The following is a 14,708-nucleotide window of genomic DNA, read 5'->3' on the forward strand; positions in this document are numbered from 1 at the left end:
CGTGAACCTCCGAACGAGCACCCGACAAGATGACCCAAGGTTCAAGCACAGAGTGGCGCCGTCGGGCCGACCAGTTGATCGCCCTGATCGACGAGGCCCTGAACGCCCAGGTAAACGTGATCCTGCACCATCCCGACTTCCAGGCCATGGAAGCGCGGTGGCGCGGGCTTGCCATGCTCGTGCGTGAATCGACCCGTGGCGCCGATGTGAAGATCAAACTCCTCAGCATGAGCTGGAAGGAGCTGGCCCGCAGCATGGAACGGGCATCGGATTTCGACCAGAGCCATCTCTTCGAGCTGATCTACAGCCGCGAATTCGGCATGCCGGGCGGCGAGCCCTATGGCCTTCTGGTCGGCGACTATCAGCTATCGCCGGACGAGCCCGAGGGTGGCGATCCGGTGAGCACGCTGACCCAGGTCGGCATGGTGGCAGCCGCCGCCTTCTGCCCCTTCATCGCCGGTGCCTCCGCGAAGGCGATCGGGCTCGAAGATTTCGACGAGCTGAGCCGTGTTCAGGACTTCTCCTGGCTCGCCACCGATCCGACCCGCATCCGCTGGAACGGACTGAGAGCTCGGGAAGATTCTCGCTTTCTCGGTCTCGTCGCACCCCGCGTGCTAATGCGGGCACCATTCGAACCCTATGCCCGTAACCGTGACGACGGTTTCCCCTTCCGCGAAGAGATTGCCGAGGACGGAAGCTCGCTCCTCTGGGGCAATGCAGCCTTTGCCTTTGCCACAGTCGTCATCCGCAACTTCATCGAATCCGGCTGGTTCGCCGATATCCGCGGCGTTAGCCAGGATGCGATCGACGGCGGCATGCTGAGCACGAGCGAGCTAGCTCCCTATGATTTCGGCACAGAGAGCAACGGCCTCTCCGCCCAGGCGCCGGTCGAAATTCGCCTCACCACTGGCCAGGAGCAACAGTTCTGTGATCTCGGCCTTGTGCCGGTGGCAACGACCTATCTTTCGGCCTCGGCAATCTTCAATTCCAACCAGTCGCTGCACGCGCCGCCGCATTATTCCAACGAGCATGCGCGCCAGAACGCCCGCATCGCTGCCATGCTGCAATATGTGCTCTGCGCCTCCCGCTTCTCGCATTATCTGAAGGTGATCATGCGAGACGAGATCGGCCAGCTTTCCGATGCCCGTTCGATCGAGCGGAAGCTGGAAGACTGGCTGACCGGCTACACGCTCGGCAATGAGGATGCCGACTTGTCGCTGCGCACCCGCTTCCCGCTGCGCTCCGCCGGCATCGACGTCGCCGAGATCCCCGGCAAGCCCGGCACCTTCTCCTGTACCGTCCGTCTGCAGCCGCATTTCCAGCTCGACGACGTCTCGACCAGTTTCCACCTCATCGCCGAAACGGTGAATGGCGGCCAGATCGGTGGCCGCTCCTCCATACCTGAAAGGATCTCCGCATGACGCTGTCCGAAAGCATCGCCCGCGCCCTCAGCGAAAACGCTCTCGACGAAGCGCTCGATGCCGCCAAGGCGCATCTGAAATCGAACCCGTCCGACAAGGAAGGCCGCAATCTCTATATCGACCTACTGGTTCTGGCAGGCGACTATGAACGCGCCGACAACCAGTGCGGCCTCGCCGTTACCTTCGCGCCGGATGCGACAATGGGCTTTGCATTGCTGCGCAACGAGCTGCGCGGCATGGCCGCCCGTGACGCCTGGTTCAAGACCGGCGCCGTGCCGGAATTTCCGCAGGGGCCGACCGAACTCGACAAGCTCGCCATCCGTGTTGGTATCGCCCACCGGATGGGTGACGGCGCGGAGGCCAAGGCAGAACTGGAACGCCTCGAAGAGCTTCGTGGCGAACGCGGACTGATGCTCAACGGCAAGCGCGTGTCCGACTTCCGCGATCTCGACGACCGCACGCCCCATGCGCTGGAAGTGATCATGACCGGCGGCGCCTATCTGTGGATCGACTTCGCCAAGATCGCCGGCCTGACCATCGAGCCGATCGCTCGTCCCCGCGACCTCGCCTTCCGCCGCGCCGAGCTGTCGCTGGTCGATGGCGCTGTCGCCCCCGTCCTGCTGCCGGCCATCTATCACGGCACCGGCACGGAGGATCTTCTGCGCCTCGGCCGCGAAACCGATTGGGTGGAGGAGCCGACCGGCATCACCACCGGGCGCGGCCAGCGCTGCTTCCTGGCCGGAGACGATCTGGCCTCCTTCCACGATACGGAGAGCCTGGAAGCCATCACCACCGGCGCCGCCCGCGAGGTTGCGCATGGTTGACCCGCTGGAGCGCTACCGGCCGCGTGACCGCGTTCTTGCCCGTTCGATCCTGGACAGGCTGATCGACGACGCGCCCGACCGCGACTTCGACCCACCGATCAGCGTGACAGACCAGATCCGCGAGGTTCGGGAATCGATCCGCCGCGACCTGGAGGCTCTGCTGAACACCCGCCGCTGCCCCGTCGCGCCGCCATCCGAACTGGCCGAATTGAAAAGTGCGCTGGTCAGCTACGGCGTTGACGGCATGGTGTCGGCAAATCTCGTGACCGACGAAGCCAAGTTGCAGCTCGCCCGCATGATCGAACGCCGCATCTCGATGTTCGAGACGCGCCTGTCGGACGTGCGCGTCACTATTCTGAAAAGCCGGACGATGACAGAGCGCGCGCTGCGCATGCGCATCCAGGCAACCTTCCGCCTGCATGAAGGCATGCCGCCGATCAGCTTCGAATCCACCATCGACCCGTCGACCCAGCGTTTCCTCGTGGAGGCGGCGAATGGCTGAAGGTTTTCTCCATCGCTATAACGAGGAACTGGTGGCGCTGCGCCGCCGGGCCTCCCGTTTTGCCGATGCCTTCCCGAAGATCGCCGGCCGCCTGCGCATGACCGGCGACGTCGCCGACGACCCGCATGTCGAACGACTGATCCAGAGCTTTGCCTATTCCGCCGCCCGCGTGCGTCAAAAACTCGACGACGAGTTTCCGGAACTGACCGACGGCCTCTTGGAAACACTCTACCCCCATTACCTCGCGCCGCTGCCGTCGATGAGCATCGTCCGCTTCAAACCGTCCGATACGCTGGCTTCCGTCCAGACCGTCCCGCGCCATACCGAAATCCTGGCGGAGCCGATCGGTGGCGAGGCCTGCCGCTTCCGCACCACGCAGGACGTGGAAATGGCGCCGATCGAAATCACCGGCGCAACGCTCGCCGGCCAGCCGATCAACGCGCCGCTCTCGCCCTATAACGGTGTCGCCGGCTGCCTGCGCCTGTCGATCCGCCCGCTCGATGTCAGAAAACCCTTCGGCGATCTCGGTGTCGATCGCCTGCGCCTGCACATTCCCTCGGCCTGGAGCCAGGCGGTTGCCATCTACGAACTGCTCGCCAACCACACGCTCGGCATCGCCCTTGCGCGCCACGGCGACGATCGCGAACCTGTCTTCCTGCCGGCACGTAACCTGAAGCAAGTCGGCTTCGAGCCCGACGAGGCTATGCTGCCCTACCCGGCGCCGAGCTTCATCGGTTACCGCATGCTGACCGAATTCTTCGCGCTGCCGCAGAAATACCTGTTCCTCGACATCGAAGGCCTGGGCGCCTGGAGGGATCAGGCACTCGAGATCTTCATTTATCTCAAGGAAACCGACGCCAAGCTCGAGCGTACCGTATCTGCCCGCGATTTCGCGCTGAACTCGACGCCGGTTGTCAATCTTTTCCGCCAGACCTGCGAGCCGATCTCGGTCGACGGCACCCGCACCGAATATCGGCTTCTTCCCGATGCCCGCCGCCAGAAGACCCGCGAGATCTACGCGATCGACCGTGTCCTGCTGACGGGCTCGCGCGGCCAGGAAGAGTTCTGCCAGCCATTCTTCGGTCGCAGCCAGCGGGCGGGCAACAGCACCAGCTACTGGCAGGCCTATCGCCGCTTCGACGACGATGACGGCACGAGCGACATGGAAATTGCCTTCGTCGATCGCGACCGCCGTTTTGCCGGGCCGATCGATGCTGTCGCAAGCGTCGATACGCTATGCCTCAACCGCGAACTGCCCGAACAGCTTCCCTTCGGCGGTGGCCACCCGTTCCTGCAGCTCGCCTCCGGCCACGAGGCCGTATCGGGTGCGGAAGCGCTGATGCCGCCGACGCCCTCGGTGCGGATGAACGACCAGGACGGTCGCAACTGGCGCCTCGTCTCGCATCTCCTGCTCAACCATCTTTCGCTGTTCGACAACCAGGGCGCGGCGCTGAAGGATGTCTTGTCGCTCTACGCGTTCCGCGACAGCCCCGAAACAAAACAGCTCGTCGATGCGCTGATCCGCATCAACGCATCGACCTCCACCGCTCGGCTCGGCAGCGGCGGCATGGTGCCGGGAACGGAAATCGAGCTGGAATTCGACCCGGCAGCGATAGATCGGCCGTCGGCCTTCCTCTTCGGTTCCGTGCTCGACCGGTTCTTCAGCCTCTACACATCCGTCAACAGTTTTACCCGACTGACCATTTCGATGAAGGGCCAGTCGAAACCCATCGCCCGTTGGCCGGCCCGCGCCGCCGAACGCCCGCTGCTTTAACGACCCACTGCTTTAACGAAAGGACTGCGATCGCCCCATGGATCTCTCGACGCTGCGCCAACCCGAAACACGCGACACGCTTGTCGACCTGCTCGAACGCGACCCCGGCCGCTTCGAACCGGTGACGGCATTCCGTGTCGCGCAGACGGCGGTGGCGGCAAGCGAGGCATCCGGCCCGCTGGAGATCGCAGCCCATATGGGTGTTGCACCCGCACCGCTGCCGGTTAGCGGCTTCCGGCAGAAGGGCGCACGGACCTTCCTGCGCAGCGCATTTGCCGGCCTCACCGGCCCGGTCGGCTCCATGCCGGCCAATTACAATGAACTGATCATGCGCGAGGAGCGGAACAGGTCGAAGGGGCTCGCGAGCTTCTTCGACCTGTTCAGCGCACGCATGGCAGAGCTTTTGCCGACGCCGCGGAAAAGTATCGCATCGCCCGCCGCTTGCGCTGGGGCCAGCGCCGCGAGGATAACGGCTTCATCACTACGCTGTTCGCCCTGACCGGCTTCGGCACTCGCAAGCTGAAGGAAAAGAGCGGCGTTGACGAGGACGTTATCCTGCGTTTCTCCGGCTTCTTCGCCGCGCGCAACCGCAATGCTTCCAATCTCCGCGCCATGCTAACCGAGTTCAGCGGTCTGCCGGTGGAAATCGAACTGTTCCGTCCGCGCTGGCTGACCATTCCGGAACAGGAGCGCAGCCGGATGGGCGCACCGCAGGGCGTGCAGCTCGGTATCAACGCCACCGCCGGCACCGCCATCCATGATTTCAGCGGTGGTTTCCGCGTCATCATCGGCCCGCTCGCCTACAGGGATTACCTGTCGCTGACGCCAGGCGGCCGCAACATCACGGAACTGTTCGCCCTGACCCGGCTCTATGTCGGCTCGGCGCTGGATTTCGACATCCAGGTCATTCTCAGGAAGGAAGACGTGCCCTTCTGCCAGCTCGGCCAATCAGCGGATAGAGCAGCCGGCGATCAGCCCCGCCTCGGCTGGAACAGCTGGGCAAGGGTCGCGCCGGCCGCGAAGGACAGCGACGATGCCGTGATCGTAGAACCGGTGCCCGCGGCATCGACGGGAGGCCAGCATGCGGCTTGAACTGAAATCCGCCAGCGGCGCGATGCCGGCCGGCCGGCCCAAATGGTTCTTCGAACGCGGTCGCCGCACGCTCGGTCGTTCGCCCGACTGCGACTGGCAGACACCGGAGGACCAGCGCTCCGTTTCCAAGCTCCACTGCACAATCGAACGCGACGCCCAGGGCTTCATCCTGCGCGACCAGAGCGCCAATGGCTCGCGCGTCGACGGCATCGTCGTGCATGAAGGCGAGACCGCGCGCCTGTCCGACCAGTCCCGGCTGGAAGTCGGCGGCATGGCGTTTTCCGTCCACATTTCCGGTGAGCCCCAACGGGATCTCGAAGACCCGGACACCAGCTATGCGATCAGCGACGAGCCGCTGACCATCTCCGCCATCCTTGCCGACATCACGCCCGGCGGTCGCACCGCTACCGGCATTCTCGGCAATCAAGTCTCGGAAGACTGGCTGGAGCCGATCGCCAAGAAGGAAGGCCCCTCCCCGTCGCGCAATGTCGATATCGGCTGGAACGGCCCGCCGGAAGTTCGTGCGACGGGTAACATCCTGCCCGACGACTGGAATCTCGAAGAGACATCCACCGGCCATTCCGACTACAGCAGCCATCTGGAACACGGCTCGGCCACCCATGTCGCCGTGCCGGTATCACGCATCCGGCCGGTCGAGACGCGGGCTCCCGAAGCGCTGCAGACCGTCAACGACAATGCGCCGCCCACTGAGCCTGCTGTAAGCGAGACGTCCCCTTCATCCTTCCCGCTCGGCCGCTCCGTCGAACTCGGCCGCAAGCTCGATCCCCTGCTCTACCGCCTGGAAGAGGCACTGGAATCGTCGTTCACCACGCTCGGCCTCGATCTCCCGGCAGAGGAAGCCGCACCGGACTTCTTTGCCCGCGACGGCGAAGAGCCCCAGGTGACGCGCATCGAGCAACTGGTCGCCCGCCAGGAGAAGCTGCAATCGGCGCTCGAAAGTCTCCTGCATCATGCTGAAAAGACGATGGAACCGCGCATTATCGAATCCCGCGCCGATGCCAATGCAGGTCCGCTCGGATCGCTGAGCTTCCTGCGCGGGCGTGACTATTGGCAGGCCTACAAAGCACAATTCGAAAAGAACGGCAGGACGCTGTCGGTCCGTGATGTCTTCCGCGACGCCATGATGCGAACGGAAGAAACGACCCTGATGACGAACCGGCCCGCAGCAGAGAGAAGACCGCGACGATGAGAAATGAAAATCGGGTGGCCTGGAGCGAGGGCATGTTCCTCCGCGTCCAGCATTTCCAGCAGGCGGACCGCTGGACCGAAAGGCTCGTGAGGACCACGACCCGTGGCCTCACACCGTATCCCTGGGGCGTGGCCGAAATCGGCATCGACCGCAGTGCGCTGGCGATCGGCCAGTTCGCGCTCTCCAACCTGCGGGGCATCCTGCCCGACGGCACCCCTTCGAGGCCCCTATAGACACCGACCTGCCGCCGGCACTCGACCTCGACGAAAGCGTCAAGAACGCCGTCATCTATCTCGCCCTGCCGGCCCGCCAGCCCGGCAAGCCGGATGTCGCGTTGAACGGCGGCGCCCGCTTCAACAGCGTGCGCATGACCGCCTCCAACTACGAAGCGCCGGACGCCAATGTCGAGACCGATTTCATGGCGCCGATCGATGTCGGCCGCTTGAGCCTGCGCTATCTGAAGACCGGCGACGATCTCGCCGGCTACGAACTGATCGGCCTTGCCCGCGTCATCGAGGTCCGCTCCGATCGCGCCGTCATTCTTGATCCCGATTTCATCGCGCCAAGCCTCAACTGCGCGGCGGAGGCACGCCTCTCCGAACTGATGACCGAACTGCTTGGCATCGTGCGGCACCGCGCCGAGGCGATCGCAGAACGCATCGGCGACCCGACCATTCGCGGCACCGCGGAAGTCGGCGACTATTTCCTTCTGCAGATCCTTAATCGTGCCGATCCGATGCTGAAACATATCGCCGCCAACGCGACGCGCATCCATCCGATCGATTTCTACGAGACCTGTATCCAGCTTGCCGGTGAACTCGCCACCTTCACCGCCGAGCGCAAGCGCGCCACCGATTTCCCGCCCTATCGCCATGACGACCTGAAAGGCACGTTCGCCGCCGTCTATGACGACCTGCGCGCCTCGCTTTCCTCGGTCCTCGAACAGGCCGCCGTCTCGATCGAACTTGCCGAACGCCGCCATGGCGTGCGCGTCGGCACGATCAACGATCGGTCGCTGCTCAAGGATGCCGGCTTCGTCTTGGCCGTGCGCGCCGAAATGTCGGCAGAGGATGTCCGCCGCAAGCTGCCGGCGCAGATCAAGGTCGGCCCGGTCGAGCGCATTGCCGAACTGGTCAACGTCGCGTTGCCGGGCATCCCAGTCCGGCCGCTGCCGGTCCTGCCGCGCCAGCTGCCTTATCGCTCCGGCACGATCTATTTCGAACTCGACACCAAGAATCCTCTCTGGAAGCAACTCGAAACCTCGGGCGCCATCGCCCTGCACCTGGCAGGCGATTTCCCCGGTCTCGAAATGGAAATGTGGGCCCTTAGAGAATGACCAACGAACCCGCATCGAAATGGCAGAACCTGCCGACCGTCGTCGAACTGACCGAAGACGGCAAGAAGAAGAAGGAATCGGCCGCACGCATGGCCGAAATGCTGGACGACGTGCTCGACACGCCCGGCATCGATGGCCTTGCGCCCAAGCCTCTGCCCAAGGGCGGATGGTCGGTCGAGACGCTGGTCCGCGACTTCCGCTTCGGCGGCGAGGAAGTGCCAACACTGGTGCGGTCCGCGGCACCTCTGCTGAACCTCGCCCACGCGCTGCGCTATACCGAGGAACAGCCGGATATCGAACAGCTGCGCCGTGTCGCGGTGGAAGCCGTCGGCCGTTACGAGCGTGATCTCGCCGGTGCCCGCATCAGTCCCGAACGCGCCCGCGCCGCCCATTACATCATCTGCGCCACGGTCGACGATGTCATCCTGAGCAAGCCGTGGGGCGTGCGCGCCGGATGGGCCCGCTCCGGCCTCGTCTCGACCTTCCACATGGATGTGACCGGCGGCGACCGGGTGTTCGACCTGCTCGACCATTTCCACCAGACGCCGGGCGCCAACAAGGATCTTCTGCTTCTCATCTACCTGTCCCTGTCGCTCGCCTTCGAGGGCCGCACGCGCGTTTCTCCGCGCGGCAATCTCGAACTCAGCCGCATCCGCGACAGTCTCTACAAGACGCTGCTCGGCCAGTATGGCGTGTTCGAACGCGAGCTCTCGCCGCACTGGAAGGGCGTGGCCGCCCGCCACAAGCCGCTGCGCACTGCCGCAGCGCTCTGGACGCTGCTCTCCGTGCTCGCGCTGATCTTCGCCTTCGGCTATCTCTTCTTCACCCTGTCGCTGAACGGCGCCTCGGACGACACCTTCCAGCGTCTGGCCAACCTGCCGCCGCGCGATACGCCGAGCATCCTCATCGAAAAACCGAAGGAGCCGGTGGTCGCTCAGGCGCCGCCGGTCGAACCGCCGCGTGTTCAGCCGCCACCGCCGCCTCCGCAGCCGACGCGCCTGCAGAACTTCATGCGCTTCCTCCAACCGGAGGTCGAGAAGAAGCTCGTCTCGCTGTCGGAAAACAATAACCGCGTCCTGGTGCGCATCAACAATGCCGGTCTCTTCGATGTCGGCAGCGCCGAGGTGAGCTCCGAATTTCACGACCTGATCTCCAAGATCGGCGGCGCACTGGCACAGGAGAAATTCCGCGCCGTGGTCGTCGGCTATACCGACAATGTGCCGATCAAGACGATCCAGTTCCCGTCGAACTGGCATCTGTCGGAAGCTCGCGCCAAGGCCGTCGGCGATATTCTGACGAGCTTCACCGGGCCGGAAGCGATCCTCACCGAAGGCCGCGCCGACAGTGACCCGATCGCCGAAAACACCACACCGGAAGGCCGTGAAAAGAACCGCCGTACGGAAATCCTGGTTCTCGCGGATCCGGAAGAGCAGTTGAGCGGTGCCGGTATCAAGTCGCCGCCGGTCGAGATGGATATTCGAGATATGGTCAATCCGGCCGCAGGGGCACCGCGCCATGAACCCGTTGGGCAGTTTCTATACGCTCCGCTCCTATGTCGAGGCCTATGCCGGACTTCTGGGTCGGCGCTTCATCTCGGTCATCTGGGTGGCGGCGATCTGCGTCGTCATCTGGTTCTACGGTTATCTGGCCGCCTATGGCAATTTCAAGCCGCTGGCGAGCAGCACCAACCGGCTGATCCTGATCGGCGTGATCATCGCCGCCTGGGCCGGCTACATGATCTTCACGGTCATTCGCGACCGCCGCCGCGACAAGCAGTTGGTCGAGGGCATCGAGCGCGATGCCGAAGCGGAAGCGGCTTCCAGCCAGCTGGCGGAAGTGGCCGAGATCCACAATCGTCTCAAGGAGGCGCTGCAGCTTCTGCGCCGCGTCACCAAAAGACGCTTCAACTATATCTACGAGCTGCCCTGGTACGTGATCTTCGGCGCCCCGGGCTCGGGCAAGACCACGGCGCTCACCAATTCCGGCCTCAAGTTTCCGCTCGGCGATGCGCTCGGCAGCAATTCCGTGCAGGGCATCGGTGGTACGCGAAACTGCAATTGGTGGTTCACCGACGAGGCGATCCTGATCGACACCGCTGGCCGCTACACGACCCAGGACGACCTGAACGGCACCGCCAAGGCCGGCTGGGAAGGTTTTCTCGGCCTGCTGCGCAAATATCGCCGCTCGCAGCCTATCAATGGCGCATTGGTGACCCTCTCCATCGGCGATCTCTTGACCCGCGACGCCGAAGCGCAGCGGGAGGAAATCCGCGTCATCCGCCAGCGTCTCTCGGAACTCGACGAGAAGCTGCAGGCCCGCATTCCGGTCTATCTGGTGCTGACCAAGGCGGATCTGCTGACCGGCTTCGTCGAATTCTTCGACGGCTTCAACAAGTCGGACCGCGAACAGGTCTGGGGCACGACCTTCGGGCTCGACGAGAGTTACAAGGCGATGGATCTGCCCGACCGCTTCGTCGAGGAATTCTCCCTATTGCAGGAACGCGTCGGCGCCATGCTGATCGAGCGCCTGCAGAAGGAACCGAATGCCGAACTGCGCGGCCGCATCTTCCGCTTCCCGGCAGAACTCGCGGCGCTGAAGGAACGTCTCCACGACGTGATGACCGAGCTCTGCTCCGGCTCCAAACTGGTCGAACCGCCGCTGCTGCGCGGTATCTATTTCGCCTCCGGCACCCAGGTGGAAGACGCCGTTCCCGCCGCATCCTCCGCTGCGCGCGCGCGTCGCAGCTACTTCCTGTCGCGCCTGTTCAAGGACGTCATCTTCGACGAAGCCTCGCTGGTTGCCCGCGACAAGCGCCTTTCCGGCCGCCAGCTTCTGCTGCGCCGTGCCGCCTATGCCGCAGCCGTGCTGGTCTTTGCCGTCGTCCTGACCAGCTGGACCGCGACCTATTTCCAGAACCAGGCGGCACTCGCTAGCGCCGAGCAGCGGATCAATGCTTATGAGCAGTTGTCCCGCGACATCCGCGTCCGCGACGTGACGGATGCCGACTTCCTGCGTATCCTGCCGGCGCTCGACAATCTCGCCGCCGTCACGACGGACTTTTCCGCCAAGCGCGTCTGGCCGATCAGCTTCGGCCTCGACCAGGAAAACAAGATCGCCGGACGTCAGCGCGACGCCTACCAGCGGGCCTTGAACGCCCTGCTTCTTCCCCGCGTTCTCGTACAGCTGCAGAAGGAGATCGGTGAAGCCAAGGATGTTCCGCACACCTTCAACGCCCTCAAGCTCTACGCCATGCTCGGCGGCATGGGCACGATGGACCCGGATTTCGTGACACTGGAAGCCGAGGACATGTTCACCGCGCTCTATCCGGGCGATGGCCGCGCGGCGGCACGCCAGGCGCTGATCGCCCATGCGAGCACGATGGCCAAGGGCGTTCTGCCCCCGATTGAACTTGATGCCACCCTGATTGCCAAGGCGCGTGAGACGATCCGCTCGCAAAGCATCGCCAACCGCGCCTACGATATCCTCGTCGATTATCGCGCTTCACGCGCGCTTCCGGCCTGGAGTGCTGCAAGCGCGCTCGGACCGCTCGGCGAAAAGGCCTTCGAGCGCAATTCCGGCGCCCCTCTGCGGGAAGGCATACCCGGCATCTATTCCAGCACCGGCTACCGCACCGTCGTCCTGTCGAAGATCACCGATGCGGCACGCGAAGCACTCGGCGAAACCTGGGTGCGCGGCGAGGACAATCCCGCCGGCAGCACGGTCGACACGACCTCCCAAGCCGCACTCCAGCTCTACTTCGACAATTTCGAGAGACGCTGGACGACGCTGCTTTCGGACATGCGGGTCAAGCCATCGCAGACGATCAACGATGCCGCCGAGACCACCCGCATCCTGGCCGCAAAACCGAGCCCGGTCGAAGCGATCGCCCGGTCGATCGTCGATTCCACCGATCTCCGTTATGCGGGTGCGGAAGTCGCATCCGCCGGGGACAACCTGTCCCTTTCCTCAACTGCGCTGGCGGGCGCCACCGACGCGCCGGACCCTTTCGGCTCGCTGCGGGCGGCACTCGCTGCACCGACCGAGGGCAGCTCCGACGAAGGCTCCTCGTCCGGTGAAGAACCACGTTCGCAGATCGCCCAGCTCGAGCCCGTGCTGCGTCAGGTCCATGACCAGTTGGCCCGTGCAACGACCTCCAGCGCCGAAGTCGCCAAGGTCTTCGACGTCGACAGCCAGCTGACGGAAGCCAACCAGAACCTGCTGCAGCAGGCGCGGCGCATGCCGGCACCGGTCGATGTCTGGATGGCAGGCGTTGCCGCCGATGTCGGTTCGCTTGCGGTCAAGTCGGCGCGGACGCGTCTCGGCGAGGCCTGGGCAGCCGAAGGCGCGAGCTATTGCTCCAGCGTCATCACCGGCCGCTATCCCTTCGATCGCGAATCCCCGCGCGATGTCGCCATGAGCGATTTCGTCCGCCTGTTCGGTCCGGAAGGCATGTTCAAGACCTTCTTCAGCGAGAAACTGGCAGCCTTTGTCGATACCAGCGCCTCCCCTGGGGCTGGAAGGGCACGTTCGGATCCGAGAGCATTCCGAGCGAGGCGATCGCCCAGTTCGAGAATGCCGACAAGATCAACCGCGCCTTCTTCCCGGCCGGCAGCGAGAACCCGTCGGTTGCGATCAATATCAAGCCGGTGTCACTGTCGGAAAACTCCAATGCCGTGATGCTGGAAATCGAAGGCGAGCGCGTCGTCTATTTCCACGGCCCGGTCCAGTCGAAGTCGATCGGCTGGCCCTCGGACGACGCAAGCAACCTCTCCCGCCTGGCCTTCCAGCCCGGCGGCTGGCAACAGGCGATCACGGAAAACGGCGACTGGTCGCCCTTCCGCCTGTTCGATGCCGCCTCAACCACCATGCAGGGCAACGACATCTTCCGGGCGCGGTTCGAACAAGGAGGCCGGACCGCCGAATTCGAAGTGCAGTTCGGCTCCGTCCTCAACCCGTTCCGGCTCGAAGCGCTCAGCGCCTTCGCCTGCCCGACGCAATTCTGAGGGCGGAAGCGATGAACCAGCGCCAAGCCCTGGACCAGGCGACCCTGGAAGCCGATCGCATCGGCTTCTTCGGCAAGCTTCCGACCCATGGCGATTTCGTTTCGACCGGCTTCAGCCGGTCGGTGCAGGACGCACTCGACGCTTGGCTACAGACCGGACTTGCGAAGGCCCAGCATCATTTCGGCGAGCGCTGGGAAAAGGATTTTCGCGCCATGCCGGCCTGGCGCTTTATCGTCGAGCGCGGTCTTTGGGGGCCGATGACGATGGCCGGCGTCATCGTTCCAAGCAGGGATCGCGTCGGGCGCAGCTTTCCGCTCGTCGTCGCGACGCAGCTGCATGACTTTGCCGGAGATTCCCGAAAACTCTGCCTGGACGACACCTGGTTCATCGCGCTCGAAGGCATCGCCGAGACATCCGCCCAGCGCGATTTCGAGCTCGACGCCTTCACCGCCAACCTGAAGCGGCTGAGAAGCCTCAGGCCCGGCGATTTCGATTTCGATGACGAGCGCGGCAGAGGCAAACCGAAGGCCGCCGCCTTCTGGTGGCGTTTCGATCCCGACGATCGCCAGACCAAGGGCTTTCGCAGCAATGGTGTGCCGCAGCCGGTCGATTTCCTCGAACTCGTCATGGCCGGTGCCGCGCCGGCCGTGCCCGAGGCGGCAGCTCCGCAACCGATCCAGCCCGCACGGATCCCATCTCAATCGATAGAGATCGAGACGGTCGAAGAGCCCGATATCCCAATCGACTTCGATCTCGAAGAGATGATGGCAGCGGCCCATGCAGACCTTGCCTTGCTGCTGAACCCGCAGCAGGAGCCCGCCTCGACGCCCACGATCCCTATCTCTCCTACTGCGAGCTTCCGCCTATCGGATAGCCATGCGACCCATCCGGGCACCCGCCTGAGCATCAATGCGGACGCGGTGCTGGTCAGGGCCGAACCTGCCATCTTCGCCGTCGCGGACGGTCTCGGCGATGGCAGCGATGCCGTCGAGGCCAGCCGGGCGACGATCGCGCTTCTGTCGGATACTGCACCGCAGGACAGCATCGAGACACTGGTACAGGATATCAAAGGCAAGCTTGGACGCGCCCACGGCTTGCTCCAATCGACGGCGGCTTCGAAGGGTATCACGCCACCCTGCGCCAGCATCGTTGCGCTCGCTGCCGTCGAAGATCGCTTCGCGCTGGTCTGGGCCGGAGACACCCGGGGCTATCTGGTGCGCGACGGCATGATGCGATGTATCACCCGCGACCATGTCTCGATCGGCCTGCGCCGCTCGCTGTCCCGCGCCATCGGCCTCCAGGGACAGCTCTCCCCGGAAGTGCTGATCGACACTCTGCAGGACGGTGACCGTTTTCTGCTCTGCAGTAATCCGTTGGCCCGAACCATCTCGGAGCGGATCATCGCCGAGCTGTTACTGTCGCTTGATGTCGAAGAAGCGGCGGAAAGACTGGTGCAGGAAGCCCTGATCGCCAATTGCCGTGACAATGTCAGCGCCGTCGTCATCGACATCAAGACCGACCATGGTGGATGAGCCCAAGCCTGCCA

The 14,708-nt window shown here is 64.1% G+C and carries 6 protein-coding genes and 4 pseudogenes; all 10 read left to right on the forward strand.

Features of this window, described 5'->3' with window-relative positions:
* Positions 1-29: 29 nt before the first annotated feature.
* The 10 genes and pseudogenes from tssC to tagF all read left to right on the forward strand — a co-directional run bounded on the left by tssC (position 30) and on the right by tagF (position 14,694).
* The gene (gene tssC / locus N7E02_RS11825; protein WP_286582127.1) at positions 30-1,421 is read left to right on the forward strand and encodes a type VI secretion system contractile sheath large subunit; all 1,392 of its coding nucleotides are present in this window, start codon (positions 30-32) and stop codon (positions 1,419-1,421) included.
* Entirely contained in the window at positions 1,418-2,245 is an 828-nt protein-coding gene (locus tag N7E02_RS11830; protein WP_286582128.1) for a type VI secretion system accessory protein TagJ, read from the forward strand. The genes tssC and N7E02_RS11830 overlap by 4 nt, the downstream gene beginning before the upstream one ends.
* The gene (gene tssE, locus N7E02_RS11835) at positions 2,238-2,747 is read left to right on the forward strand and encodes a type VI secretion system baseplate subunit TssE (RefSeq protein WP_286582129.1); all 510 of its coding nucleotides are present in this window, start codon (positions 2,238-2,240) and stop codon (positions 2,745-2,747) included. The genes N7E02_RS11830 and tssE overlap by 8 nt, the downstream gene beginning before the upstream one ends.
* Complete coding sequence (gene tssF / locus N7E02_RS11840) at positions 2,740-4,521, forward strand: type VI secretion system baseplate subunit TssF (protein WP_286582130.1); 1,782 nt, start codon at positions 2,740-2,742, stop codon at positions 4,519-4,521. The genes tssE and tssF overlap by 8 nt, the downstream gene beginning before the upstream one ends.
* Before the next feature lie 37 nt (positions 4,522-4,558).
* A pseudogene (gene tssG / locus N7E02_RS11845) lies at positions 4,559-5,613 on the forward strand (type VI secretion system baseplate subunit TssG).
* Positions 5,603-6,823, forward strand: coding sequence for an FHA domain-containing protein (locus tag N7E02_RS11850; RefSeq protein ID WP_286582131.1), 1,221 nt, complete (start codon positions 5,603-5,605; stop codon positions 6,821-6,823). Before tssG ends, N7E02_RS11850 begins: the two are co-directional and overlap by 11 nt.
* A 32-nt stretch (positions 6,824-6,855) precedes the next feature.
* Positions 6,856-8,159: pseudogene (tssK, locus tag N7E02_RS11855) on the forward strand (type VI secretion system baseplate subunit TssK).
* A pseudogene (gene tssL / locus N7E02_RS11860) lies at positions 8,156-9,628 on the forward strand (type VI secretion system protein TssL, long form); the annotation flags it as partial. The pseudogenes tssK and tssL, both read left to right, overlap by 4 nt.
* A gap of 46 nt (positions 9,629-9,674) precedes the next feature.
* A pseudogene (tssM, locus tag N7E02_RS11865) lies at positions 9,675-13,162 on the forward strand (type VI secretion system membrane subunit TssM).
* Between the two features lie 11 nt (positions 13,163-13,173).
* Positions 13,174-14,694: a type VI secretion system-associated protein TagF gene (gene tagF, locus N7E02_RS11875; protein WP_286582134.1), complete on the forward strand. Its 1,521-nt coding sequence runs from the start codon at positions 13,174-13,176 to the stop codon at positions 14,692-14,694.
* Positions 14,695-14,708: the final 14 nt, after the last annotated feature.

Source organism: Terrirhizobium terrae, from assembly GCF_030323265.1.
In the GTDB taxonomy this organism is placed as follows: domain Bacteria; phylum Pseudomonadota; class Alphaproteobacteria; order Rhizobiales; family Rhizobiaceae; genus Neorhizobium.

Excerpts from the sequence above, each read along its gene's own strand:
- tssC (WP_286582127.1), top strand. The coding sequence starts at position 30 with ATGACCCAAGGTTCAAGCACAGAGTGGCGCCGTCGGGCCGACCAGTTG.
- N7E02_RS11830 (WP_286582128.1), top strand. The coding sequence starts at position 1,418 with ATGACGCTGTCCGAAAGCATCGCCCGCGCCCTCAGCGAAAACGCTCTC.
- tssE (WP_286582129.1), top strand. The coding sequence starts at position 2,238 with ATGGTTGACCCGCTGGAGCGCTACCGGCCGCGTGACCGCGTTCTTGCC.
- tssF (WP_286582130.1), top strand. The coding sequence starts at position 2,740 with ATGGCTGAAGGTTTTCTCCATCGCTATAACGAGGAACTGGTGGCGCTG.
- N7E02_RS11850 (WP_286582131.1), top strand. The coding sequence starts at position 5,603 with ATGCGGCTTGAACTGAAATCCGCCAGCGGCGCGATGCCGGCCGGCCGG.
- tagF (WP_286582134.1), top strand. The coding sequence starts at position 13,174 with ATGAACCAGCGCCAAGCCCTGGACCAGGCGACCCTGGAAGCCGATCGC.